Origin of the sequence: Kitasatospora sp. NPDC051170 (assembly GCF_044455705.1) — a bacterium.
GTDB lineage: Bacteria > Actinomycetota > Actinomycetes > Streptomycetales > Streptomycetaceae > Kitasatospora.
Window position 1 is genome coordinate 57,574 of record NZ_JBITFA010000013.1, and the last position, 24,381, is coordinate 81,954.

Consider the following 24,381-nt stretch of genomic DNA (forward strand, 5'->3'; position numbering starts at 1 on the left):
TGTCTGCGGGGAGGTGGCCGGGTGCCAGTGTGCCGCACCGTGCGAACCCCCGCGCGCGTGCCCGGCCCCCCGGGCCCACGGCCCCCTCCCCCCTCCCCCCTCCCCCCTCCCCCACCCGCCCGCCGCCCGCCGCCCGCCGCCCGCGCCAGTGTTGCCCGTGCTGGGCCGGCCGGTCCCAGCACGCGGCCATCGCGCGCTCATTCACTCGCGTCGTCGCGCTCCCGCGCGACCGCGCTCCCGCATCCCTTGGCGCTCACGCTCCCGCGTGCCCCTGATGCCCTCGCGCCCTGCCCGCTGTCCCTAGGCGGGAGCCCTTCTCCCTTACCGGGGCCCGCCCCTTCTGGGCGGGCCGCTCCAGTTGGCGCGGTCCCTCTGTCCCTGGCCCGCTCCTCGGGCCCGCGCTCGCGCTGCGGCGCTTTGCTCCCGTCTCTCCTTTCCCTGCCTTCTCTGTGCCGCCTTTCCGGCGGGCCTGTCTTGAATCCGCCCTCGCTCCCGTGAGCCAGGGGGTCGGCTACCGGTTGCCGACCGCCTGTTCCCACACCCAGGCCGCGATGCCCACCCGGTTACGGGCACCGAGCTTGCGCTGGATGTTGGCGAGGTGGTTCTTCACCGTCCCTGGTGAGATGAACAATCCGGTGCCGATCTCGGCGTTGGTCGCACCGTCGGCCACCAGCTCAGCGATCTCCCTTTCTCTCGCGGTCAGTTCCTCCTCCGGACCGGCTATCAAGGGCCCGGTGACAGCGGGACCGATGCCGGCCCCGGGGCGAGCGTCCGTCTCCGTCACCGCCATGTGCCGCAGCAGCCGCACGGTGACCTGCGGGCTGATCAGCGCATCCCCGGCCATCGCCGCTCGGACCGCCTCGATCAGCAGCACCGGACCCGAGCGCTTGAGCAGGAACCCGGCCGCGCCATGCCGTAGAGCGGTGTGCACGTACTCGTCCAGGTCGAAGGTCGTCACCACGACGACCTTGCACTGCCCCTCCAACTGCCGCGTCACCTCCAGCCCGTCGAGCTTCGGCATCCGGATGTCCGCAAGCACCACATCGGGTTTCAGCCGCCTCGCCTCCTGCATCGCCGCCTCCCCGTCCGCGGCCTCCGCCACCACCGTCATGTCCGGCTGAGCGTCCAGGACCATCCGGAACGCGCTGCGGACATCCGCCTGGTCGTCGGCGATCAGGACTCGGATCGGCCCCACACCACTCCTCATACGTGCGTCTCCCTGCTACTCGCCTGATCTTGCTTCTGTGCAGACCGCTCCCGGCCGTGGCGGGCCGCCCCCTCCATGGGGAGGGAAACCGCGACCCGCCAGGAGTCCCGTCCGTGCGGACCGGCTTCGAGTGATCCGCCGAGGGCCTCCACCCGGGCCGTCAGCCCGGGCAGGCCGCTCCCGCCGCCCCGGCGTGGCCGCTCCGGGGCCTGGCCACGGCCGTCGTTGGTCACGCTCAGCTCCAGCCAGCCGCCCATGTGCCGGGCCCGGACCTCAATGGTTCGGGCGACCGGGGCATGCCGCCTGACGTTGGTCAGGGCCTCGACGACAATCCGGTGGACCGTGCCCTCGACCTCCCGGGGCACCGGCTCCTCAGGCAGCTCCAGTCGGACTTCAGCCCCGCCCGCCGCCGTGAACTGCTCGGCCACCTGAACGAGTTCGGCCAGGCCCGGCTGCGGGCCACGATCGGCGCCCTCCTCGGTGCGCAGCAGGTGGACCGTCCTGTCGAGCGATGCCAGGGCCCGCTGCCCGGCCTGCTCTATCCGTTCGAACATCTCGACCGCGCGGGCGGGGTCGATCGCCGCCAGGTAGGCCCCGGCCTGGGCCTGGGCGACCATGCCGCTCACGTCGTGGGCCACGAAGTCGTGCAGGTCGTGGGCCAGTTCGAGTCGCTGGGACCGCTTGGCCTCGGCCACCGCGCGGTGCCGGGCCTCCTCCAGGCCGCGCAGGTAGAGCCCGATGAGGATGGCCGGCAGCGACAGGAGGGACCCGAACCCGAAGAGATCGAGCGCGTCGAGCGGCCCGTCGGCCAGGCCGAAGCGGGAGGGCCAGAGCGCCACCGAGCCGCAGGCCGTCCAGACCGCCAGCGCGCAGCGCAGACCCTCCTCCGCGCGCAGGGTGAGGACCACCGCCAGCAGCAGGCCGGCCACCTCGGCCAGGCCGACCGCGCCCGGCCATCGCTGCGACTCCGTCCAGCGGCCGGCGATCCAGACGCAGCTCGTGACCGCCGCGGAGACTGCGCCGAGCGTGGCCGTGACGGCCGTCATGCCGTAGCGCCTGCTCGCCGGGCGGGCGAGCAGGAGGAAGAGCGGAAGAACCGCCGACAGGATCTGAGACATGGTCACCACCTCTCTTCGTGTGCCGACAGATTACGACAGGCGTGAGGCGGTCCGCTTGTGCCGATCGGCATATTTCACAGGGGTGTTGAGCTGGGGCGATGGGCCGATCGGCACTGCCGGGAGGCTCTGGGCGGCGGCCGGTCTCGAGTCATCGCGCCGAAGCGGGGTCGGCCGGCCCGGGAAGGGATTCGGTTCGCGCGCGACGCGACCGCCCCTTCGCGTCCTGTCGGCACACGCTACGCCGGTCTTGAGGCTGCTCCATGTGCCGATCGGCATATTTCGAGGGCTGGTTGAGCAGAGGGAACAGCCCGATCGGCACTGCCGAGGGTGCCCGATGAGCAGTCAATCTTTGGTCATCGGACCGGCGGAAGGAGCTGGTCCTCCAAAGAGGAGTCCACTGCGATGACGAAGCTCATGATCAAGGCCCGGGCCACTCACCACCTGCGCGGGGCCGCTGCCGAGCTGCAGCCCGCGCCGCGCTGGGTCGAGCTGGCGGCCAAGGCGGCCGCGCTGACCGCCGTGCCCTCGGGGGTGTGGCGGACGGTGTTCGGGTTCGGTGTTCCGGTCGGTTTCAGCGGGGCCACGTTCGACGCCTATGCCGAGCACCAGCCCGGCTGGGGAACGGTGTACTGCGTGGTGCTGAGCGCGCTGGCGGAGACGCTGGCCTTCCTGACCATAGGTCTGGTCCGGCCCTGGGGGCAGGTGGTGCCCCGCTGGATACCGGTGCTCGGCGGTCGGCGGGTGCGTCCCCTCGCCGCGATCGTCCCTGCGCTGGGGGGCTCGGTGATACTCACCGCGCTGGGAATGCTGGCGCTGTGCGGCGGCTGGGCGCACAACATGGCGGAGCCGGACTCGCCGCACGGCCTGGGCGGTGTGGTGATGACCCTGGCCTACCTGCCTCTGGTCCTCTGGGGGCCGCTGCTCGGCATCGTCGCCATCGACTACGCCCGGCGGACTCGGCGGACGCGGCTGCAGCAGCGGTGACGGCGGTCGCGAGGTCAGGCGGGGACGGACTGCGGTGATGGTTCGGCCCCGGTGGAGGGGGCCGGGGCTCGGTCCGGGGCCGGGGCGGTGCGGCGGCCCCACTCCGTCGCCACCAGCACCAGGGCCCCGCCGAGCAGGGCGAGTGGCCCCATCCGGTTGCCGGCGATGGTGATGCCGAAGACGGCCGCCCAGAGCGGCTCGGTGCCGAGCAGCAGGCTCACCCGGGACGGCGAACTCGCACGCACGGCCCAGGTCTGAACGAAGAACGCGAAGAGCGTGCAGAACAAGGAGAGGTGAAGCAGCCAGGCCCACTGGGCGGCTCCGTACGAGCGGGCGAGGGTCCAGGGGGCGGGCCCGACGGACAGGGCGACGACGGCGAACACGGAGGTGGCGGTGGCGAGTTGGATCCAGGTGATGGCGAGCGTGTCGGTGTCGCGGACGGCCCTGGCCCGGGCCGTGGCGAGGACGTACGCCGAGCGGACGAGGGCGGCGCCCAGGATCAGCAGATCGCCGAGGGTGGGCGGGCGCAGCCCGCCGTCCCCGGTCAGGAGGGCCACGCCGAGGACGGCGAGTCCGGCCGCCGCCAGGAAGGCGCGGGGTGGCGGGGTACGGCGCAGGGCGCTCTCCCCGAGTGGGGTGAGCACCATCGCGAGGCTGATGATGAGCCCCGCGTTGGTGGCGGAGGTGTGCACCGCGCCGTAGGTCTCCAGCAGGAAGATCCCGCTGAGGCCGAGGCCCAGGCCGGCGCCGCCGAACCATTCGGCCCGGGTGAGGCGGCGCAGTGCGGGCCAGGCGACGGCTCCGAGGAGCGGCAGCACCAGGCCGAACCGCAGAACGAGCATCGCCACCACCGTTCCGGGTTCGGCGACGCGTTGGACGGCGAGGAAGCTCGACCCCCACACGACCGCCACGAGGAGGACGGGCAGGTCGCGCAGCATCGACGAGGACGACGAAGACGATGAGGGCACGGACAGGGAGGCAGGCATGAGGAAGAACCCTCCGAACGTACGGAACCGGTGGGCGCGAGTACCGTACGGCGTCGGACGGACCCAGATGTCGGGCGGGAGGCCCGGCGGGGAGCGGGGTGGAGCATGGAGCCGGGGTGCGCCATCTTCCCGCATGGGCCTGCCGGTGATCAACGCCCATTCCGGGCCGCTGAGGGTCAGGCAGCGGGCCGACCGTTCGCCGCGGCACTCCGTGAGACTTCGGCAGGGGTGGCGGACTTGAGGGCGGACCTGGGGAGCGGGCGCGTCCGGTGACGGACGGGCAGGGCGGGGCTGGGCTGGGCAGCACCGGCATCGCCGGGGCGGGGCACCGTTGGAGGGGACGGCGCCGGGCCCGGAGAAGGCGGGTGGTGGTGGCTGCTGTGGCCGGGGCAGCCGCCACCGCCCGCCGGGAAGCCCCACCGGGCGCTCCGGGCCATCGGTTCACCAAGAGGCCCGTCCGGCCCTCTACCGGAGGATCACCCGGCCGTGGATGATGCCTCCATGACAATCCAGCCGTCCACCACCCCCCGGAAGGCCAGTCACGTGAAGCGCAAACACTGGGCTGTGGTCGCAGTCGCCACTGTGCTCCCGCTCGCCGTGAGCACCGGTACGGCCGTCGCGGACGCACCCCGGTCCGCGGGCGCGCCCGCCGCCGCCTGCACCTATACGCCTGCCGTGCCCGCCGACAACTTCAAGGGCATCCCGGTCTTCGACCCCGAGGAGGCCGCGGAGCCGTACCGCGCGACGCTGCGGACGAGCCAGGGTGCGATCACTTTCGAGGCCCTGACGGACAAGGCGCCCTGCACCACCTTCTCGTTCCGGTTCCTGGCCGAGAACGACTACTTCGACCGCAGTCACTGCCACCGGCTCACCACCCAGCGGCTGTTCGTGCTGCAGTGCGGGGATCCGACCGGGACGGGCAGCGGCGGCCCCGGCTACTCGTTCCCGGACGAGAACCTGACCGGCGCCACCTACCCGGCCGGCACGGTCGCGATGGCAAACGCCGGCCCGAACACCAACGGAAGCCAGTTCTTCTTCGTCTGGAAGGACACCAAACTCTCCCCCGCCTACACCCCGTTCGGCCGGGTCACGGCCGGCCTGGACGTCCTGCAGAAGATCGCCGGCGGCGGCGAGGACGACCAGAACAACCCCGGCGACGGCTTCCCCAACCTTCCCGTGAACATCCGCCACGTGAAGATCCGCACCAACTGACGCGTCGCGGCCGGCCGGGGCCGCACCCCGGTTCCCCGGCACCTCAGCTCACCGGCACCTCAGCTCACCGGCCGCCCCACGGCCGCCGCTCCCGTACGGTGACAGCACCGACCACACCGCACGGGAGCAGCGTTCGCATGGACAGCCGGATCTGGGAGAGCGTCGACCACATGGTCGCCTGGCTCGACGAGGAGAGTACGCAGTCACCCCAGGAGGAGCGCCTGTTGCGGCTCCTCAAGCTCTCGGAGGAGGTGGGAGAGGTCGGTGCGGCGGTGATCGGTGCGACGGGGCAGAACCCGCGCAAGGGTGTCACCCACACCTGGGAGGACGTCCAGCACGAGCTCTGCGACGTCGTGTTCACCGCGCTGGTGGCGCTGCGGACGCTGACTCCCGACGCGGCCCGGGTGTTCGCCGAGCGCCTGGCCTACGTCGAACGGCGCTCGGCCGCCTCCCGCGACACCGCGTAGCCCACGCCCGAGGGCGCTCCACAGAGCGCGGGCCTGCCGACCAGGAACCGGCGGGCCCGCCCCTCCCCGCCCGACGACCTCCAGACAGCCGCCCGACCACCGACCGGCGACCGCCCGACCACCGACCGACAGCCGCCCGACCACCGACCGGCGATCGCCAGACGGCCGCCCGCCTAGGAGTTCGGCGCGACCTTCGCCAGACCGTTGATGATGCGGTCCATCGCGTCGCCGCCCTGCGGGTCGGTGAGGTTGGCGAGCAGCTTGAGGGTGAAGCGCATCAGCATCGGGTGGGTGAGCCCGCGCTGGGCGGCGAGCTGCATGACCTTCGGGTTGCCGATGAGCTTCACGAAGGCGCGGCCCATCGTGTAGTAGCCGCCGTACACGTCCTTGAGGACGCGCGGGTACGCCTGCAGGGCGCGCTCGCGGCCGATGGCGGTGACCCGGGCGTGGGCCTGCACGATGACCCCGGCGGCGATCTGGCCGGATTCCATCGCGTAGGCGATGCCCTCGCCGTTGAACGGGTTGACCATGCCGCCGGCGTCGCCGACGAGCAGCAGTCCGCGGGTGTAGTGCGGCTGCCGGTTGAAGGCCATCGGCAGAGCGGCGCCGCGGATCGGGTCGGTCATGTTCTCGGGGGTGTAGCCCCACTCCTCGGGCATGCCGGCGCACCAGGCCTTGAGGACCTCGCGCCAGTCGAGTTCGCCGAAGGCGGGAGAGGAGTTGAGGATGCCGAGGCCGACGTTGGAGGTGCCGTCACCCATGCCGAAGACCCACCCGTACCCGGGCAGCAGCTTGCGCTGGCCACCGCGGGTGTCCCAGAGCTCCAGCCAGGACTCCAGGTAGTCGTCGTCGTGCCGGGGCGAGGTGAAGTACGTCCGGTAGGCGACGCCCATCGGCCGGTCCTCGCGCCGGTGCAGGCCCATGGCGAGGGAGAGCCGGGTGGAGTTGCCGTCGGCGGCGACGACCAGCGGGGCCCGGAAGGTGACGGGCCGCTTCTCGTCGCCGAGCTTGGCGGTGACGCCGACGATCCGCCCGGTGCGCTCGTCCAGGACCGGCCCGCTGACGTTGCACCGCTCGTAGAGCCGGGCGCCGGCCTTCTCGGCCTGGCGAGCCAGCACCTCGTCGAAGTCGGCGCGCTTGCGCACCAGGCCGTAGTCGGGGAAGGAGGCGAGCTCGGGCCAGTCGAGCTCCAGCCGGACGCCACCGCCGATGATGCGCAGGCCCTTGTTGTGCAGCCAGCCGTTCTCGGTGGAGACGTCGATGCCCATGTCCACCAGCTGCTTGGTGGCGCGCGGGGTCAGGCCGTCGCCGCAGACCTTCTCGCGCGGGAAAGCGGTCTTCTCCAGCAGCAGCACGTCGAGCCCGGCCTGCGCGAGGTAGTACGCGGTGGTGGACCCGGCCGGTCCCGCACCGACCACGATCACGTCCGCGGTGCTCTCGACCACGGCGTTCTCGGCCGCGGCGCCCTCCCCCGAGGCGTCCGGCTTCGTCAGATCGGCTGCTGCGGTCTCGGACACGGTGGGCACTCTCCTGGAACTGCGGACGGAACTGCGGCGGGGAAGGTCGAACGCGGAGCGAACGAGGAACAGCGGCGAACGAGCAACGGCGGGGAAGGGGGTGTCGCGGGCAGTCTACGGCCGCTCGCTAGGCGACCTTGTAGGCCCGGTGCACGGCCACGATGCCGCCGGTCAGGTTCCGCCAGGCGACCTTGGACCAGCCGGCCTCCTGCATCAGCGCGGCCAGCGAGGGCTGGTCGGGCCAGGCGCGGATGGACTCGGCGAGGTAGACGTACGCCTCCGGGTCGCTGCTGACGGCGGTGGCCAGCGGGGGCAGGGCACGCATCAGGTACTCGGTGTAGACGGTGCGGAACGGCGTCCAGGTCGGCGTCGAGAACTCGCAGACCACCACCTTGCCACCGGGCTTGGTGACCCGGAGCATCTCGCGCAGCCCGGCGACGGTGTCCTGCACGTTGCGCAGCGCGAAGGAGATGGTGACCAGGTCGAAGGTGTCGTCGGCGAAGGGCAGCCGGGTGGCGTCACCGGCGGTGAAGGCCAGTTCGGGATGGCGGTGCTTGCCCTCCGTCAGCATGCCGACGGAGAAGTCGCACGGGACGACCTTGGCCCCGGCCTCGACGAAGGGGATCGAGGAGGTGGCGGTGCCGGCTCCGAGGTCGAGCACGAGGTCGCCCGGTCCGGCGGACACCGCCTCGGTCACCGCCCGGCGCCAGGCGCGGGCCTGGCCGAGGGAGAGCACGTCGTTGGTGCGGTCGTACTTGGCCGCGACGTCGTCGAACATCGCGGCGACTTCACGCGGCTGCTTGTCCAGAGAGGCTCGGGTCACGCCCCCATTGTTCACCCTGTGACGCGGAGCCCGACCAAGGGGGCACACCAACGCGGCACACGAACCGAACGAGCGAACCGAACGAGCGACGCGAACGAACCGGGCGAACGGATGAACGGGCGAACGGGCGAACGGGCGAACGGGCGAACGGGCGAAGCCAACAGTCGAAGCGACCGGACGAAGCGGCCAGCCACCGCCTCAGTGCAGCCCGCGCCGCCCGCCCGCCCGGCGGCGGCGCCGGGAGCGCTTGCCCTGCGTTATCGCGGGCATCCCCTCGGCCAGGGCCCCGGTCGCGAGCGCGAGGTTGGCGGCCAGCCGCCCCTGCCCGCTGCGGACGGCGACGGCCCGGTGGTGCCGCCGGATGCGCACCACGCAGATCAGGAAGGCCACGACGGCGACCGGCACGCTGAAGCGGGCCAGCCCGACGCCGACCGGCTGCGGGTAGGTGTCGCCGCAGATCCGCACCGCGCCGGGGTCGTCGGCGGCGTGCTCCAGGCAGATGGTGTCGCCGAGCCTGGTGCCGTCCGCGAGCGGCAGCGCGGCCGCGGTGTGCGGCTGGCCGGACGCGCGGTAGCTGACGGCGCTGTAGCTGCCGCCGCCGGTGGGCAGCTGGGTGACGACGCCTTCGACTCTCACCGGGTGGGCCTCGATCCGGTCGGCCTGGTCGGCCTGACGCCAACCGAGCAGGCACATGCCGACGGCCAGCACGGCGCTGAGCACGGCGGCGAGGTACCAACCACGGCCCAACCGCGGGGTGCGCGGCGGGGGGACGGTCGCGGTTCGCATGGTTCCTGTCCTGGCTTGCCTTCGGGGCCGGGGACATGGCCCCGCCGCCCGCGGGCACGGGCGGTGGTGTGGTGAGGGTACGGGAGTGAGCTGTTCGGGATCGTATCCGCTGGCGGGCCCTCAGGTCACGGCGAAGCGGCAATCACTCCCCGCCCGGGAGACCGGAGTTCGGGAGCACACGAAGGAAATGCCGTCCACCGCAAGGGAATCCGACTACTGACGAGTACGTCACACTCGGGCCCGCACGAACGTCCGAAGCCCGCGAGCAGGCCCGTGCCGGGAGCCTCAGCGCCGCCGGTACACCAGGCGCCCGCCCAGCACCGTGGCCAGGCATCCGCCCGCCGCCGGTTCGACCGAACCCTCCCCCGAACCCCGGCCCTCCCCCGAACCCCGGCCATCCCCCGACCCTGGGCCGTCCCCCGAGACCGCGACGACCGCGAACACCGCGAAGTCCGCCCGCCCGCCGGCCTCCACCCGCCCGGACACGGCCTGCTGGAACGGCAGCCCCGCCAGCGGGTCCAAGGGCCCGGAACCACCGGCCCCGACCCCCGCCCCCGCCGCAGGAACCACCACGACCCCCGACCGCGCCACCGCCGTCCGCACCGAGGCCCGCTCGAAGGGCCCGGCCACCGCCGTCACCCCGTACCCGAGCATCCGCTGCAGCCCACGCCGCGCGCTGGCCCCGTACCGCACCTCGTCCGCGCAGCCGACCAGCCCGTCCGCCACCGGCTCGGCCCCGACGTCCTCGCGCGGGTCCGGGTGGTAGTCGCGCTCCAGCAGCCGGTGCCCGTACGGCTGGAGCAGCCCGGGCGCGAGCACCGAGCCCGCGCCCCAGTCCCGTTCGCGCGCGCCGGGGTGCGCACCCGCCACCGAGGCGTACGGCCCGACCGCCACCACCGTCCCCCCGCCGACCACCACCGCCCCGTCCGCCAGAACCACGGAGGACGGGGAGGACGGGGAGGACGAGGAAGCCCCCGGGGAGGGCAGCACGAAGGCCGCCCGGTGCAGGGTCAACACAGTGGCACCGGCCCTCAGTTGTCCAGGATCTTGAGCTCCGGGTGCGCCGTGCCGCCCTCGATCGCCGTGGAGGCGATGTGCGAGGCGACGCGCGGGTCGACCGGGTCGTTCGCCGGGTCGTCCAGCACCCGCAGGTGCTCGTACGTGGTGGAGCGCTGCGCCGGGACGCGGTCGGCGGCGCGGATCAGGTGGATCAGCTCGGTGAGGTTGGAGCGGTGCTTGGCGCCGGCCGCCGAGACCACGTTCTCCTCCAGCATCACCGACCCGAGGTCGTCCGCCCCGTAGTGCAGCGACAGCTGGCCCGCCTCCTTGCCGGTGGTGAGCCAGGAGCCCTGGATGTGGGCGATGTTGTCGAGGAAGAGCCGGGCGATGGCGATCATGCGCAGGTACTCGAAGACGGTGGCCTGCGTCGAGCCCTTGAGGTGGTTGTTCTGCGGCTGGTACGTGTACGGGATGAACGCGCGGAAGCCGCCGGTGCGGTCCTGCACGTCGCGGATCATCCGCAGGTGCTCGATCCGCTCGGCGTTGGTCTCGCCGGTGCCCATCAGCATGGTGGAGGTGGACTCCACGCCGAGGCCGTGGGCGGTCTCCATGATCTCCAGCCAGCGCTCACCCGACTCCTTGAGCGGGGCGATGGCCTTGCGCGGCCGCTCCGGGAGCAGCTCGGCGCCGGCGCCGGCGAAGGAGTCGAGGCCGGCCTTGTGGATGCGGGTGATGGCCTCCTCGACGGAGACGCCCGAGATCCGGGCCATGTGGTCGACCTCGGAGGCGCCCAGCGAGTGGATCACCAGCTGCGGGAAGTCGGCCTTGATCGCGGAGAAGGCGCGCTCGTAGTACTCCACGCCGTAGTCGGGGTGGTGCCCGCCCTGGAACATGATCTGGGTGCCGCCCAGTTCGACGGTCTCGGCGCAGCGGCGCAGGATCTCGTCGAGCTCGCGGGACCAGCCCTTGTCGCTCTTCGGCGGCACGTAGAAGGCGCAGAACTTGCACGCCGTCACGCACACGTTGGTGTAGTTGATGTTGCGCTCGATGATGTACGTCGCGATGTGCTCGGTGCCGGCGTAGCGGCGGCGGCGCACCGCGTCGGCGGCGGAGCCGAGCGCGTGCAGCGGCGCCGAGCGGTACAGGTCGAGCGCCTCCTCCGGGGTGATCCGGCCGCCGGCGGCGGCGCGGTCGAGCACGGCCTGCAGGTCGGTGCTGGACGCAACGAGGGCGGTGGCTGCGAGCTCGGTCACCTGGCGGCCTTCTCTCTTCTCGGGGGCGGACGACGGGGCGTCCGGGTACGGCCGAACCAGCCTACGCCAGCTCATTTCGGCCACCGGCGTCAGCCCGTCGCACCCTGCCCCGGCGTGGCCCCGTCCACCTTGTGCAGGGTGCCGGACGGGTTGCCGCCGGGCGGGTCGGCGGAGGTGAAGCGGAGGGTGCCGTCGTTCTGGAGGGTGAGCGTCTCGGCGTTGGAGCCGCTGGTGCAGGCGCCGGGGATGGAGGAGTGGGTCAGCCGGGACTGGAAGACGATCTTGCTCTCCGAGACGGACTTGAGCGTCCACGCGCCGTCGCAGCTGATCGAGATCAGTCCGGAGATGCCGTTGCGGCTGGTGGCGCCCTCCTGGCCGACGGCGACGGAGCGGACGGTGACCGTGGTGGTCCCGGCGGACAGGCCCTTCTCGGTGACCATGTCCCCGCGCCAGGTGCCCACGAACGCGGCCGGCACCACCCCTCCCGCCCCCGTCCCGGAAGCGGAAGCGGACGGAGACGGGCTCACCGGCGCCGGCTGCGGCTGCGGCACCACCGGCGACGTCGGCCCCACGACGGGCTCCGCCGGACCGTCCCGGTGCAGCCAGGCGTACAGCCCGTACCCGCCCCCGGCGAGCAGCACCGCCAGCACCCCGGCCGCGACCCCCGCCACCGCCCCGGTCCGTCTGCGCCCCCGCACCTCCCCCGAAGCCGTGTCCGACCCGGTCCCGCCCCCGGTCCCAACCCCAACCCCGACCCCAACCCCGACCCCAACCCCGGCCCCGGCCCCGACCGCCGACTCCGCATCCCCGGAACCCGCAGGACCCTCGGCAGAGACGGACCCCCCGGAGGGAGCCGCCCCCTGAGCCACTCCCTCCTCCCCCTCCAGGTCCAACAGCCCCACCGCCGCCCGCCCCACCCCCGCCGCCAGCGCGGGCGGCAGCCAGGCCCCCTGCGACAGCCGCCCTGCCGCGGAGCGGTCCGGGTCGAGCAGGATGAGCAGCTGCCGCGGCGTGGGCCGGTCGGCCGGGTCCTTGGCCAGGCACCGCAGGACGGTGGCGCGCAGCGGCCCGGTCAGCCCGGAGACGTCCGGCGCCTCGTGCAGGACGCGGTAGAGCAGGACGGCCGCGCTGACGCCCTCCCCGAACGGGTGAATCCCGGTGGCGGCGAAGGCGAGGACGGCGCCGAGCGAGAAGACGTCCCCGGCGGGGCCGACGGTCACGCCGTTCGCCTGTTCGGGCGACATGAACCCGGGCGAGCCGACGACGTACCCGGACTGGGTGAGCCCGCTGCTCGCGTCGAGGGCGCGGGCGATGCCGAAGTCGATGAGCCGGGGGCCGTCCAGGGTGAGCAGCACGTTGGACGGCTTGACGTCGCGGTGCACGAGGCCGAGCCCGTGCACGTGTCCGAGCGCCTCGGCGAGGCCGACGCCGAGGGCCCGTACGGAGGGTTCGGGCAGCGGCCCGGAGTCGCGGACGGCGGTGCCGAGGGCGGGCCCGGCGACGTAGCCGGTGGCGACCCAGGGCCGGGGGCCTTCGGTGTCGGCGTCGAGGACGGGCGCGGTCCAGGTGCCGCCGACGCGGCGGGCGGCGGCGACCTCCCGCCGGAACCGGTCGCGGAACTCGGCGTCGTCGGCGAGTTCGCCGCGCACCACCTTGACGGCGACGGTGCGCCCGCCGGCCGTGCGGCCGAGGTAGACGCGGCCCATCCCGCCCGCGCCCAGCCTCCGCAGCAGCCGGTAGGCGCCCACCTGGCGGGGGTCGTCCGCTTCCAGAGCCCGCATGCCCGTACGCTCCCCTCGCTCGCGTCGCCCTACGGCGCGCCGGGAGCAGGCCCCCCGCTCCCGGGCAGACCGTACCGGGCCCGGGCAGCCCCCGCACCGACCAACCCGCCACGTACCGCCGCACCGGCCCCGGCCCCACCCGCGCCCGAACCGCGCCCGAACCTCGCCGAACCCGACCCGACCCCCGCCCGAGCCCCACCAGGAACGCCCGTCAGGAACCCCGCCAGGAACCCCGCCAGGAGCCGCCCGTCAGACGGCCGGAGCCCCCACCGGCAGCGCCGCCGGCTCCAGCAGCCGCACCGCGACGTCCGGCGCGAACCCGCTGTCGTGCGCGACCCGCCGGGCGAACTCGGCGATCCCGGCGAGCTGCCGCTCCCCGAGCGAGAAGTCGAGCGCCTCGCTGAAGTAGCGCTCCAGCACGTCCGCCCCGAAGCTCTCCCAGCGGGCGGCCTGCTCCGCGACCTTGGCGGCCTCGACGAGCGACAGGTCGCGGGACTCCAGGAAGGCCCGGTGCACGGCCGCGGTCAGTTCGGGGCGGCGCTCGGCGAACTCGCGGCGCACGGCCCAGACGGCGAAGACGAACGGCAGGCCCGTCCACTCCTTCCACATCGCGCCGAGGTCGTGGACGGTCAGTCCGAGGTCCTCGGCCTGCCCGAGGTAGGCGCGCAGCGCCGGGTCGCCGATGAGGACGGCGGCGTCGGCCTCGGCGAGCATCTGTCCGAGTTCGGGCGGGCAGCTGAAGTAGTCGGGGCGCACGCCCTCGCGCTCCTCGAGCAGGAGGCGGGCGAGACGCACGGAGGTGCGGCTGGTGGAGCCGAGGGCGACGCGGCGGCCGTCGAGGTCGGCGAGCGGGACCTTGCTCACGATGTGGCAGGACATGACGGGTCCGTCGCTGCCCACGGCGATGTCGGGCAGGACGAGCAGGTCCTCGGCGTTGCGCAGGTATTCGACGCAGGTGATGGGGCCGATGTCGAGGGAGCCGTCGACGAGCTGGTCGCTGAGCTTCTCGGGGGTGTCCTTGGTGAGGTCGAGGTCTAGGAGGTTCCCCGTCCTGGCGAGGCCCCAGTAGAGGGGGACGCAGTTGAGGAACTGGATGTGGCCGACCCGCGGCCTGACCGGTGCTGTCACTGCGCCGCTCCCTTACTGTTCGTACGCTCCATCGCAGGGTATGCCCGTGGTCGGCGGCGGCCCGCAGCGGGCCCGCGACACGCGCGGCCGGGCCGGCCGCCGAGCCGACCGCCGGGCCCGCGCCGGGCCCTTCGAACACGCTCGCGCGCGCTTACGACACGCGCCCCGTGCACCGCAAGTCACCCCTGGTCGTCACAGCGGCCGCATGCTAGCGTTGCCCTCAGTTGCAGTTTGATTCCCCTTGCAGTACTTGAAGCCTGCGGAGCATGTAACCGCAGGCTTTTTGTAGTTTTTCAGCAATATCGAAAAACTTCGGACTCGTCCGAAGGCAGGGCGATCAGCGCAGCGGACCGGGTGCCACACGGTGTGGCCCCCGACACGCCTCGCAAGGAGAACGGCATGGCCACGGGAACCGTCAAGTGGTTCAACGCTGAGAAGGGCTTCGGCTTCATCGCCCAGGAGGGCGGCGGCCCGGACGTCTTCGTTCACTACTCCGCCATCAACGCGAGCGGCTTCCGCTCGCTGGAGGAGAACCAGGCGGTCAGCTTCGACGTCACCCAGGGTCCGAAGGGCCCGCAGGCGGAGAACGTCGTCGCGATCTGACCTTCCTCATGATGTTCTGATCGCTCTGGACCCGCGCGGGTCCGTCGGCGGCTCCCGACAGCCGCCACGATGAGCTCAAGAGCAGTACCCAAGGGGGCCCGCCCATCCCGGCGGGCCCCCTGCCTTTTCTCCGCACGGAAAGCACCGCTGCCGGGAATCCGTACCGAATGCCTGCCCGCTCCGGAATCGGCGCGAAAAGCGAAAGGCGGCCTTCGGCGCCACCGCGCCGACCGCCGCAGGGGCGTCGCGGGGCGTCATGGGGGGCGTCGCGGGGGCGTCGCACAACGGGTCGCCCGAGGGGCGTCCACTCGCCACGGCGGCGGCGACTCCGAGGTCGGCTCTTCCGCCGCGCAGTGCGAACTGCCGGCAGCAGAACGAGCCCTCCCCCACTTCAGGGGGAGGGCTCGTCCGAGCTGATCGCCTATGCGGCAGCGGCGGCCCGGGCCGGGATGGTGGCCGGCTCGTCGAGGGGGTCGGCGCTCGGGTTGTTGTACGCGGCGACGTCGAGGATCTTCTCGCGGGAGGCGACGACGATCGGGACGACGACCTGGCCGGCGACGTTGGTCGCGGTGCGCATCATGTCGAGGATCGGGTCGATGGCGAGGAGCAGGCCCACGCCCTCCAGGGGCAGGCCCAGGGTGGAGAGGGTCAGGGTCAGCATGACGATGGCGCCGGTGAGGCCCGCGGTGGCGGCGGAGCCGACGACCGAGACGAAGGCGATCAGGATGTAGTCCTTGATCCCCAGGTCGATGTTGTAGACCTGGGCGACGAAGATCGCGGCGATGGCCGGGTAGACCGCGGCGCAGCCGTCCATCTTGGTGGTGGCGCCGAACGGGACGGAGAAGGAGGCGTACTCGCTCGGGACGCCGAGGCGCTCGGTGACGCGGCGGGTGACGGGCAGGGTGCCGACCGAGGAGCGGGAGACGAAGGCCAGCTGGATGGCGGGCCAGGCGCCCTTGAAGAAGTGCAGCGGGTTGAGCCCGGCGGCGAAGCGCAGCACCAGCGAGTAGACGACGAACAGGACCAGCGCGCAGCCGACGTAGATGTCGAGGGTCAGCGTGGCGAAGGGCTTGAGCAGGTCCCAGCCGTACTTGGCGACGGACTTGCCGATGAGGCCGAGGGTGCCGAGCGGGGAGAGCCGGATGACCCACCACAGGGCGGTCTGGACCAGTTCGAGCACGGACTCGCTGAGCTTGAGGACGGGCTCGGCCTTGCCGCCGAGCTTGAGGATCGCGGCGCCGACGACGACCGCCAGGAAGACGATCTGCAGGACGTTCACCTTGGTGAAGGCGTCGACGATGTTGGTGGGGAAGATCCCGGTCAGGAAGTCGATCCAGGAGCCCTTGTCGTCGAGCGCCTTGAGGCCCTCGGTCTTGAGGTTCGTGCCCTTGCCGGGGTTGGTGAGCAGGCCCAGGCCCAGGCCGATCGCGACGGCGATCAGCGAGGTGATCATGAACCAGAGCAGGGTGCGGGTGGCGAGGCGGGCCGCGTTGGTGACGTTGCGCAGGTTGGCGACGCTGACCACGATCGCGGTGAAGACCAGCGGCGGGACGGCCAGCTTGAGCAGCTGGACGAAGATCTTGCCGATCGTCTCCAGGGTGGTCGCCAGCCAGGCGATGTCGGCGGCGCGGGCCAGGTAGCCGAGGCCGACGCCGAGCACGAGGCCGGCGACGATCTGCGCCCAGAACGGCGTCTTGCGGATGCGGGCGAGCACGGACGGCGACGAGGTCGCCTCGGGCGCTGTGGACATGGGGGTGCGACTCCGGGGGAGGGCGTGACGGTGAGGTGCGTGACGGTGACGTGCGGGGCGGGGACGGCGGCACGGCGCACGGGCCGGACGGGGAGGGTCTCGGCCCCGGTCAGGGGCGTGCCGCCTCGATACAGCAGGGGTCGGTGCAGCTCATCGCGCGACAACGGCGCGGGCTGTCCACAGCACCGGTCAGGACGCACGGGCGGGCGGCGCCGGGCTGCGGGCCCGGGCCGTTCGTCCGCAGTGCGTCTGAGGCTGTCATGGCCGACACATTAGCAGCAAACATTTGAGATGTTCAAAGTACTTGTTTGAGATGACCTTGACCGCTGAACAGTTATACGTATAACTTCGTAGCCACCACACTTCGCACGTTCCTGCCCACTGGAGAAGGACCCCACCGATGGGCTACCTCGCCCTGCTCCGCGCCCCGCACGTCACCCGGCTGCTGCTCGGCACCCTGCTCGGCCGACTGCCCGCCGGCATGACCGCCCTGGTCATCGCCCTCGCCCTGCGCGACGCCGGGGTGCCGTTCGGCCGGATCGGGCTCGCCACCTCCGCCTACGCGATCGCCGCCGCCGTCGGCGGGCCGGTGCTCGGCCGCATCGTCGACCGCACCGGGCAGCCCCGCGTCCTGCTGGCCTCCGCGGTGGTCGCCGGCGGCGGGTACGCCCTGCTCGCCCTCGCCCCCGGCTCCGCGATCGCCGCGCCGCTCGGGGCCGCGATCGCCGGTCTCGCGATGCCCCCGCTGGAGCCCTGCCTGCGCTCGCTGTGGCCGGACGTCGTCGACGAGGACCGGCTCGACACCGCGTACGCCTTCGACTCCGCCTCCCAGCAGATCCTCTACGTGGCCGGGCCGCTGGCCGTCTCCACCATCTCCGGGCTGTTCAGCCCCGCCGCCGCGCTCTGGGTCGCCGCCGGGCTCGGACTGGCCGGCGCCCTGATCGTCGCCACCGCCGGACCAGCCCGGGCCTGGCGCGCCCCCGCCCGGGAACACTCCGCCGGGCTGCTCGGGCCGCTGCGCTCCCCCGGGCTGGTGCTGCTGGTCGTGGGCCTCGCCGGGGCCGGCTGGGCCGTCGGCGCGCAGAACGTGCTGTTCATCGCCTACGCCGAGCAGCACGAGGGCGCACTGCCCGGCGGCGCCGGCACCCTGCTGGCCCTCGCCGCCCTCGGCGGGCTGCTCGGGGCGCTCGCCTACGGGATGGTCTCCTGGCGCAGCACCACGGCCACCCGCACCTGGGTGATGGCCCTCGCGATGGCCGCCTCCTACCTGCCGCTGGCCGCCCTGCCCGGCCCGTACGCGATGGCGGCGCTGGCCTTCCTGTCCGGCATCGGACTGGCCCCGCTGCTGGCCGCCGCCTTCGTCCTGGTCGCGGAGCTGGCCCCGGCCGGGACGGTGACGGAGGCGTTCGCCTGGCTGGTGACGCTCTTCGCCACCGGCAACTCGCTCGGCTACGCCGTCTCCGGCAAGCTCGCCGAGGGCTCGCTGCGCCCGGTGGCGCTGTGCGCGGTCGGCGGGATCGCCCTCGGCGCCCTGCTGCTGTTCGGCGCCCGCCGCTGGTTCCGCACCACGCCCGCCCCGGCCGCCCCCGCGCTGGCCGTCCCCTTGGCCGGTTAGGGCGCCCCCATGAACGACCGCGCCCGCCGGTGGTCTGGCCGGCGGGCGCGGTCCCCTACGTTCCGGTGCGCCCTCGGCCCGCCGCGGCCGTGGAGGCGCGCAGCACCAGCGAGGTGGCCAGCGGCGCGACCGGGGCGACGGGCTCGCCGCGCAGCAGTCCGGCCAGGGCGGCCGCGCCGGCCCGGCCCAGTTCCTCGCCGGGCAGGTCGACGGTGGTCAGCGGCGGGGCGAGCAGGGCGGCGACCGTCACGTTGTCCATGCCGACCACCGACAGGTCGTCGGGCACCCTCAACCCCCGTTCCGCCGCCGCCTGGTAGACGCCGGAGGCGACCACGTCGTCGTCGCAGACCACCGCGCGCGGGTGGTCGGGGCGCTCCAGCATGACGCCGGCCGCGCGCCGGGCGGCGGCGTGGCCCTCGTTGAGGCGCACGCCCGACTCCACCACGTCCAGGCCGAGTTCGCGCACGGCCGCCTCGAAGGCGGCCTGCCGGACGCGGAAGGTGTAGGCGGAGTGGACGGAGCGCAGGTGGCCGATGCGGCGGTGGCCGAGGGCGGCGAGGTGTTCGACGGCGCGGCGCATGCCGCCGCCGACGTCGAGTTCGACGGTGGGGCGGGTGCGGTCGGTGCCGGGGTCGGCGTCGAGGTAGACGGCGGGGGTGTCGGCGGGCAGTTCGCCGAGCTGGCTGTCGTCCGGGGAGCAGATCAGCAGGCCGTCGAAGCGGCTGCTGGTGGCGGCCTCGGCGAGGGTGGCGCCGTTCCAGCCGGAGCTGACGACGACCTCCAGGCCGTGCCGGGCGGCCTCCTGGTGGACGCCTTCGAGCACCCGGCCGAAGAAGGGGCCCTGGAGGTTGGGCACCGCCAGCATGATCATCCCGCTGCGGCCGAGCCGCAGCTGACGGCCGGCGGCCTGCGGGCGGTAGCCGAGGCTGTGGGCGGCCTGGCGCACCCGTTCCCGGGTGGCCTCGGAGACCCGGCGGCCGGCCTCGGAGCCGGAGAAGACCAGCGAGACGGTGGCCTGGGAGACGCCGGCGAGCCGGGCCACGTCCCGTCCGGTGGGCCGGCGCGCGGGGGCCGGCCAGGTCCCGGCCGCGTGCTCGGGAGCCGTGCTCTCGGGGGCGGGTCCGGAGGAGTCGTCGGTGGGCAAGGGTGCCGGTGCCGGGGTCAGCTCTGGCGGACGGCGGCCGCGCGGGCGGCGTCGTCGGCCGCGTCCTCCTCGGCGTTCTGCGCGGCGATCCGCTCGACGGTGCGGCTGCGCATCCCGGTGACCTTGGTGCTGATCTGCTCGGACATCGCGTCGCGCTGCCTGCTCAGCAGCGCGTAGCTGATCGGCGCGGAGGCGATGGCGGCCAGCAGGAACAGGAAGATCACGCCCGCCTCGCCGCTGACCGGGATGACCCCGAAGTGGCCGAGCAGCAGCGACACCAGCAGGCAGGCGAGGAAGATGCTGACCCGCAGCGAGGTGTAGCGGAGCGTGGCGTGCGACTTCTCCTGGCCGTTGCTGCTGCTCACGTCGGACACATCCTTCAAGCCGGTCGGGGGGCGAGGTCTCCCAGTGGTGTCTCCCCATGGGTCTCCCAGTGAAGCATGCCTGACGCCCGGCACCGAGGACGGGTCACCCGCCCGTGCCCGTCAGCGCAGGTCGAGCCACATGGTGATGTCGTCGCGGTCGTCGCCGGGGCCGACGCGGATCGCGGCGGGCACCCGGCCGACCTCGCGGTAGCCGCAGCGGGCGTAGAAGCGCTCCAGGCCCTGGCCGCCGCGGGCGCTGAGCCGCAGCGCGTCCAGGCCCCAGGCGCGGGCGACGCGCTCGGCCTCGGCGAGGAGCGCGGCGCCGTAGCCGTGGCCCTGGAAGTCGGGGTGGACCATGACCCGCTTGAGCATCCGCCAGTGCTCCATGAGGTCGAAGCGCATGGACTCGAAGAACAGCACCCCGACCAGCCGCCCGGTCGCCTCGTCGTGGGCGACCAGCAGCCGGTCGGGGCCCTCGGGGGCGATCCCGGCGAACTGGCGGTCGGCGCTCTCCCACACCTGGTCCTCGGTGACCGGGGCCACGAAGCCGACCGCTCCCCCGGCGTTGGTGACGTCCGTCCACAGCCTGACCACGGCCGCGCGCAGGTCGGGGTCGGGCTTGGGATCCAAAGTGAAGATGAGCGCCATGAGGCGGAGCTTAGGGCGTGTCCTGAACGTCCTGAGCGACGACTCCCCCTCGGGGTCTAGACCACCGCCGACGGAGCCGCCGCCGGGGCCGCCGTACGGCCGCCGCGCAGCGCCAGGCAGAGGCCGACCGCGACCGCGCACAGGGCGCCGGCGCCGTACCAGGTGAGGTCGTAGTCGCCGAGCGCGTCCCGGGCCGCGCCCGCCAGGCCCGCGACGACGGCGGCGCCGATCTGGTGGGCGGCCAGCACCCAGCCGAAGACGATCGGCGCGTCCTCGCCGAAGTTGCGCCGGCACAGGGCGACGGTCGGCGGCACGGTGGCCACCCAGTCCAGGCCGTAGAAGACGACGAAGGCGAGGATCGGCGGCTCCAGCGAGCCGGCGAACAGCTGCGGCAGCAGGACCAGCGACAGGCCGCGCAGCCCGTAGTAGACGGTGAGCAGCAGCCGGGAGTCGACGCGGTCGGTGAGCCAGCCGCTGAACACGGTGCCGGCCACGTCGAACAGGCCGATCAGGGCGAGCAGGCTCGCGGCGGCGGTGACGGGCATGCCGTGGTCGTGGGCGGCGGGGATGAAGTGGGTGCCGACCAGGCCGACGGTGGTGGCGCCGCAGATGGCGAAGGAGCCGGCCAGCAGCCAGAACGCCCGGGTGCGGGCCGCCCCGCGCAGCACCCGCAGGGAGCGGGCGAGCGCCCCGCCGGCCTGGGCGGGTGCGGGCGGGGCCTCGGTGGCGCCGTACGGGAGCAGGCCGAGGTCGGCGGGGCGCTCGCGCATCAGCAGCAGGACGGGCACGGCGACGGCGGTGGCGGCGAGCGAGACCACGACGACGGCCGAGCGCCAGCCGTGCTCCTCGACCAGCCAGGCGCCGACCGGCAGGAAGATCAGGTTGCCCGCCGCGCCGGCGGCGGTGAGCACGCCGGTGACGAGGCCCTGGCGGGCCTGGAACCAGCGGCCGGAGATGGTGGTGGCGAAGGCGCCGGCCATGGAGCCGCTGCCGAGGCCGACCAGCACGCCCCAGCAGAGCATCAGCTGCCAGGGCTCGCGCATCAGCATGGTGAGGCCCGCGCCCATGGAGATGGTGAGCAGGGCGCAGACGACGACCAGCCGGACGCCGAAGCGGTCCATGAGGGCGGCGGCGAAGGGGGCGGTGAGGCCGTAGAGGGTGAGGTTGACGGAGGTGGCACTGGCGATCGTCCCGTTCGACCAGCCGAACTCGTTGTGCAGGGCGTCCATCATCAGGCTGGGTGTGGAGCGGAATCCGGCCGAGCCGAGCAGCACGAGCAGGGCGACGCCGGCCACGACCCAGGCGTAGTGCACCCGGGGGCGGGAGGGTCGGCCGTCGGCGGGGGCCACGGTGGGGGCGAGGGCGCTGCGTTCGGTCACGGCGTCGAGTCTCCCGGGGCTGCGCGGCGGCGACGAGTGGCCTGAACGACAGCTTTCGCAAGAATCGGGCCAGCGCTTGGCATACGCTGGCCCGGCCCCCGAGGAGCCGGCCCTCAAGGACCCGGAGCCGAACCCCACGTACCCCGAAGGAGGAGCGACGGTATGACGCACCTGGTCGCGGTGCTCGCCCTGGACGGCGTGATCGCGTTCGAACTCGGCATCCCCGCACGGATCTTCGGCTCCGCCCGGGACGCGGACGGCCGCCCGCTGTACCGGGTCGCCACCTGCACCCTGGACGGCGAACCGGTCGCCACCAGCGCGGACTTCCGCATCGTCGTCGACCACGGGCCCGAACTGCTGGAGCGGGCCGACACGGTGGTGATCCCCGCCTCCGCCGACTCCAGCCCGGGGGCCGTGGATGCCGCCTTCACCCCCGAACTGGCCGCCGCCCTGGCCCGCATCCGGCCCGGCACCCGGCTGATGTCGATCTGCACCGGCTCCTTCCTGCTGGCCGCCGCCGGGCTGCTGGACGGCCGCCCGGCCACCACGCACTGGCGCTACACCGAGCTGTTCGCCGAGCGCTTCCCCGCGGTGCGGCTGGACCCGGACGTGCTCTACACCGACGACGGGGACGTGCTCACCTCCGGCGGGGTCGCCGCCGGGGTGGACCTGTGCCTGCACGTGGTGCGACGCGACCACGGCAGCGCGGTGGCCAACACGGTGGCCCGCAACTGCCTGGTGCCGCCGTGGCGCGAGGGCGGCCAGAAGCAGTACGTCGAGGCGCCGAGCCCGCCGGAGGCGTCCGGGCAGGGCACGGCGGCGGTGCGCGCCTGGGCGCTGGAGCACCTGGACGAACCGCTGGCACTGCGGCAGTTGGCGGAGCTGGCGGGCATGAGCGTGCGCACCTTCACCCGGCGCTTCCGGGAGGAGACCGGTGCCAGCCCCGGCCAGTGGATCACCGTGCAGCGCACCGAGCGGGCGCGGCAGTTGCTGGAGCGCACCGATCTGAGCATCGACCAGGTGGCCCGCGAGTCCGGGTTCGGCACCGCCGCCTCGCTGCGGCTGCAGCTGCGCGGCCGCCTCGACGTGGCGCCGAGCGCCTACCGGCGCACCTTCCGGGCCGTGGCGGGCTGAGGGCGACGGCCCCGGCCGGAGCACGTACGGGCGCTGCCCGGGTGGATGCCGGGCGAGGACCGGACGGCTGGCCGGAATCCGCCGCCTCGCCGCCACCGCCCGGTGCGGTGAACCGGACGGCGGCCGCCCGCGGCGCTCCGCACGCGCCACGGCCAGCCGCCGCCCGATCGCGGCGCACGGGCCCTGATCCCGCGCCGGGCGCTCCGCACTCGCCGAGGAGCGGCCCGCCTCCGGCGTTCCACGGTCCCCCCTGCTGACGCGTTCCCCCTGGACAGCAGCACCGTGGCGGCGGCCGGACGGCCCCTCGGCGTCCCCTCGCAACGGAGAGCCGCACCCAAGCGTGATCAGTCGGATACGTCACGTCAATGGGTAGTCGGAAATTCGGAATGGTTGCGTCACCTTTCGGCCGGTGATCGCCGCCGGCCCGCCGAGCCCGCCCACGGGCCGCCGCGGTAGCCGCTATTGCGCCAAAGCCGCCCAGTCGACGCCCGCCAGCGGATCGGCGGGCCGGGCGTCCGCGCCGATCTCGCACCAGACGCGCTTGCCGCTGCCGTCCGGGTACCAGCCCCAGCGCTCGCAGAGCAGCTCGACCAGTTCCAGGCCCCGCCCGTTGGTGGCGTCCTGGTCCGCACCGGCGTGCCGGGGGGCGGGCGCGATCTGGCTGGTGTCGGCGACCTCCACCCGCAGCGGGACGGTCGCCCGCTCCTGCTCCGGGGAGTCCGGCACCGGCAGACAGAGCCTCAGCACGGCCGGACAGCCGGTGTGCACGACGGCGTTGGTGACGAGCTCGGAGACCACCAGCACCACCGTCTCGGCCATCGGCGCGTCCGGGTCCACCCCGTGGTTCAGCAGCCGCGAGCGCACCCACCGGCGGGCGCGGCCCACCTCGGCCGGGTCCGCCTGCACCGCCAGCTGCACCTGAAGAACCTGCACCGCTCCACCACCCGCACTCGCAGTTCGGCCATCGTCCCGATCGGGCCGGACGGGAGGACCGGCGGGCCCTCGCACCTCGCCCGCGGCCACCCGGCCCGTCGTCTCCGTGCACCCTCGTGCACCCCGGGCACGCGCCCGCCCGCTCCGCCCACGCGGACCCGGCCGTGCCGTCCCGACCGCGCCGTCCCGACCGTCCGTCACGCACCGGCCGCGGCTCGAATACGCCTCAGGATGAGTGGGCCGGCGGCCCGCAGCAAGCGCTTCGGGCATATTCCAGCGATCGGGGGACAGGGGGTGCATACTGACCCGCTCACTCTCGCGAACCTCGCACCGGCACACGTCCGGCCCGGGCCGACCGGCCGGATTCCCGCATGCCGGGAACCTACCGCCGCACACCCCTCACACCGTCTCCGCCACTCGCGAACCACCCGTGCGACATATGTCCAGCACTTCTCGAACAGGGGCGTCGACGGACCGTCCCACCAGCGGATCGTCCCATCGTCCGACGAACCCTCCCCCGCCCGGGCCCGAACACCGCGGCAGCACCGC

22 protein-coding genes are annotated in these 24,381 nt (G+C 73.5%); 6 read left to right on the forward strand and 16 right to left on the reverse strand.

Annotation, left to right across the window (positions count from 1 at the left end):
- Positions 1-511: 511 nt before the first annotated feature.
- Entirely contained in the window at positions 512-1,207 is a 696-nt protein-coding gene (locus ACIBCA_RS25630) for a response regulator (RefSeq protein WP_396285338.1), read from the reverse strand.
- Positions 1,204-2,325 carry a sensor histidine kinase gene (locus ACIBCA_RS25635; RefSeq protein ID WP_396285339.1) on the reverse strand — a complete coding sequence of 374 codons (1,122 nt, stop codon included), beginning with the start codon at positions 2,323-2,325 and terminating at the stop codon, positions 1,204-1,206. The genes ACIBCA_RS25630 and ACIBCA_RS25635 overlap by 4 nt, the downstream gene beginning before the upstream one ends.
- Positions 2,326-2,727: 402 nt before the next feature.
- Here ACIBCA_RS25635 and ACIBCA_RS25640 point away from each other — a divergent pair, with 402 nt between their 5' ends.
- Entirely contained in the window at positions 2,728-3,309 is a 582-nt protein-coding gene (locus ACIBCA_RS25640) for a hypothetical protein (protein WP_396285340.1), read from the forward strand.
- Positions 3,310-3,323: 14 nt separating this feature from the next.
- Here ACIBCA_RS25640 and ACIBCA_RS25645 read toward each other — a convergent pair whose 3' ends face one another.
- Positions 3,324-4,295 (reverse strand): DMT family transporter, encoded by a 972-nt coding sequence (locus ACIBCA_RS25645; protein ID WP_396285341.1) that lies wholly within the window; start codon positions 4,293-4,295, stop codon positions 3,324-3,326.
- A gap of 501 nt (positions 4,296-4,796) precedes the next feature.
- Between ACIBCA_RS25645 and ACIBCA_RS25650 the strand changes: the two genes are divergently transcribed.
- Positions 4,797-5,507: a peptidylprolyl isomerase gene (locus ACIBCA_RS25650; protein ID WP_396285342.1), complete on the forward strand. Its 711-nt coding sequence runs from the start codon at positions 4,797-4,799 to the stop codon at positions 5,505-5,507.
- A 137-nt stretch (positions 5,508-5,644) separates the two neighbouring features.
- Entirely contained in the window at positions 5,645-5,974 is a 330-nt protein-coding gene (locus tag ACIBCA_RS25655) for a MazG-like family protein (protein WP_031063632.1), read from the forward strand.
- 173 nt (positions 5,975-6,147) lie between these two features.
- On the opposite strand, the gene ACIBCA_RS25660 is transcribed toward ACIBCA_RS25655, so the two are convergent.
- The 7 genes from ACIBCA_RS25660 to ACIBCA_RS25690 all read right to left on the reverse strand — a co-directional run bounded on the left by ACIBCA_RS25660 (position 6,148) and on the right by ACIBCA_RS25690 (position 14,261).
- Positions 6,148-7,419, reverse strand: a complete 1,272-nt coding sequence (locus ACIBCA_RS25660; RefSeq protein ID WP_396285527.1) for a geranylgeranyl reductase family protein — start codon at positions 7,417-7,419, stop codon at positions 6,148-6,150.
- Between the two features lie 199 nt (positions 7,420-7,618).
- Positions 7,619-8,314: a demethylmenaquinone methyltransferase gene (locus ACIBCA_RS25665; protein ID WP_396285343.1), complete on the reverse strand. Its 696-nt coding sequence runs from the start codon at positions 8,312-8,314 to the stop codon at positions 7,619-7,621.
- Positions 8,315-8,512: 198 nt separating this feature from the next.
- A complete protein-coding gene (locus ACIBCA_RS25670) occupies positions 8,513-9,100 on the reverse strand; it encodes a hypothetical protein (RefSeq protein ID WP_396285344.1) in 588 nt (195 codons plus the stop codon).
- Positions 9,101-9,385: 285 nt separating this feature from the next.
- Positions 9,386-10,117, reverse strand: a complete 732-nt coding sequence (locus ACIBCA_RS25675) for a hypothetical protein (RefSeq protein WP_396285345.1) — start codon at positions 10,115-10,117, stop codon at positions 9,386-9,388.
- Positions 10,118-10,131: 14 nt separating this feature from the next.
- Entirely contained in the window at positions 10,132-11,352 is a 1,221-nt protein-coding gene (gene mqnC, locus ACIBCA_RS25680) for a cyclic dehypoxanthinyl futalosine synthase (RefSeq protein ID WP_396285346.1), read from the reverse strand.
- Between the two features lie 89 nt (positions 11,353-11,441).
- A complete protein-coding gene (locus ACIBCA_RS25685; RefSeq protein WP_396285347.1) occupies positions 11,442-13,133 on the reverse strand; it encodes a serine/threonine-protein kinase in 1,692 nt (563 codons plus the stop codon).
- Positions 13,134-13,382: 249 nt separating this feature from the next.
- Positions 13,383-14,261 carry a menaquinone biosynthetic enzyme MqnA/MqnD family protein gene (locus tag ACIBCA_RS25690; RefSeq protein WP_396285348.1) on the reverse strand — a complete coding sequence of 293 codons (879 nt, stop codon included), beginning with the start codon at positions 14,259-14,261 and terminating at the stop codon, positions 13,383-13,385.
- A gap of 399 nt (positions 14,262-14,660) precedes the next feature.
- Here ACIBCA_RS25690 and ACIBCA_RS25695 point away from each other — a divergent pair, with 399 nt between their 5' ends.
- Positions 14,661-14,864 carry a cold-shock protein gene (locus ACIBCA_RS25695; RefSeq protein ID WP_031063656.1) on the forward strand — a complete coding sequence of 68 codons (204 nt, stop codon included), beginning with the start codon at positions 14,661-14,663 and terminating at the stop codon, positions 14,862-14,864.
- 421 nt (positions 14,865-15,285) lie between these two features.
- On the opposite strand, the gene ACIBCA_RS25700 is transcribed toward ACIBCA_RS25695, so the two are convergent.
- A complete protein-coding gene (locus ACIBCA_RS25700; RefSeq protein WP_396285349.1) occupies positions 15,286-16,614 on the reverse strand; it encodes a dicarboxylate/amino acid:cation symporter in 1,329 nt (442 codons plus the stop codon).
- A gap of 400 nt (positions 16,615-17,014) precedes the next feature.
- Here ACIBCA_RS25700 and ACIBCA_RS25705 point away from each other — a divergent pair, with 400 nt between their 5' ends.
- On the forward strand, positions 17,015-18,229 hold the full coding sequence (locus ACIBCA_RS25705; protein ID WP_396285350.1) for an MFS transporter: 1,215 nt from the start codon (positions 17,015-17,017) through the stop codon (positions 18,227-18,229).
- Between the two features lie 55 nt (positions 18,230-18,284).
- On the opposite strand, the gene ACIBCA_RS25710 is transcribed toward ACIBCA_RS25705, so the two are convergent.
- From ACIBCA_RS25710 to ACIBCA_RS25725, 4 genes are all read right to left on the reverse strand, one after another.
- Positions 18,285-19,373: a LacI family DNA-binding transcriptional regulator gene (locus tag ACIBCA_RS25710; protein ID WP_396285351.1), complete on the reverse strand. Its 1,089-nt coding sequence runs from the start codon at positions 19,371-19,373 to the stop codon at positions 18,285-18,287.
- A gap of 17 nt (positions 19,374-19,390) precedes the next feature.
- On the reverse strand, positions 19,391-19,738 hold the full coding sequence (locus ACIBCA_RS25715; RefSeq protein ID WP_396285352.1) for a DUF4229 domain-containing protein: 348 nt from the start codon (positions 19,736-19,738) through the stop codon (positions 19,391-19,393).
- Between the two features lie 120 nt (positions 19,739-19,858).
- Positions 19,859-20,386, reverse strand: a complete 528-nt coding sequence (locus ACIBCA_RS25720) for a GNAT family N-acetyltransferase (protein WP_396285353.1) — start codon at positions 20,384-20,386, stop codon at positions 19,859-19,861.
- 56 nt (positions 20,387-20,442) lie between these two features.
- Entirely contained in the window at positions 20,443-21,765 is a 1,323-nt protein-coding gene (locus ACIBCA_RS25725; RefSeq protein ID WP_396285354.1) for an MFS transporter, read from the reverse strand.
- Between the two features lie 162 nt (positions 21,766-21,927).
- Between ACIBCA_RS25725 and ACIBCA_RS25730 the strand changes: the two genes are divergently transcribed.
- The gene (locus ACIBCA_RS25730) at positions 21,928-22,899 is read left to right on the forward strand and encodes a GlxA family transcriptional regulator (protein WP_396285355.1); all 972 of its coding nucleotides are present in this window, start codon (positions 21,928-21,930) and stop codon (positions 22,897-22,899) included.
- Between the two features lie 459 nt (positions 22,900-23,358).
- Here the strand turns inward: ACIBCA_RS25730 and ACIBCA_RS25735 are convergent, their stop codons facing one another.
- Complete coding sequence (locus tag ACIBCA_RS25735; RefSeq protein WP_396285356.1) at positions 23,359-23,832, reverse strand: ATP-binding protein; 474 nt, start codon at positions 23,830-23,832, stop codon at positions 23,359-23,361.
- Positions 23,833-24,381: the final 549 nt, after the last annotated feature.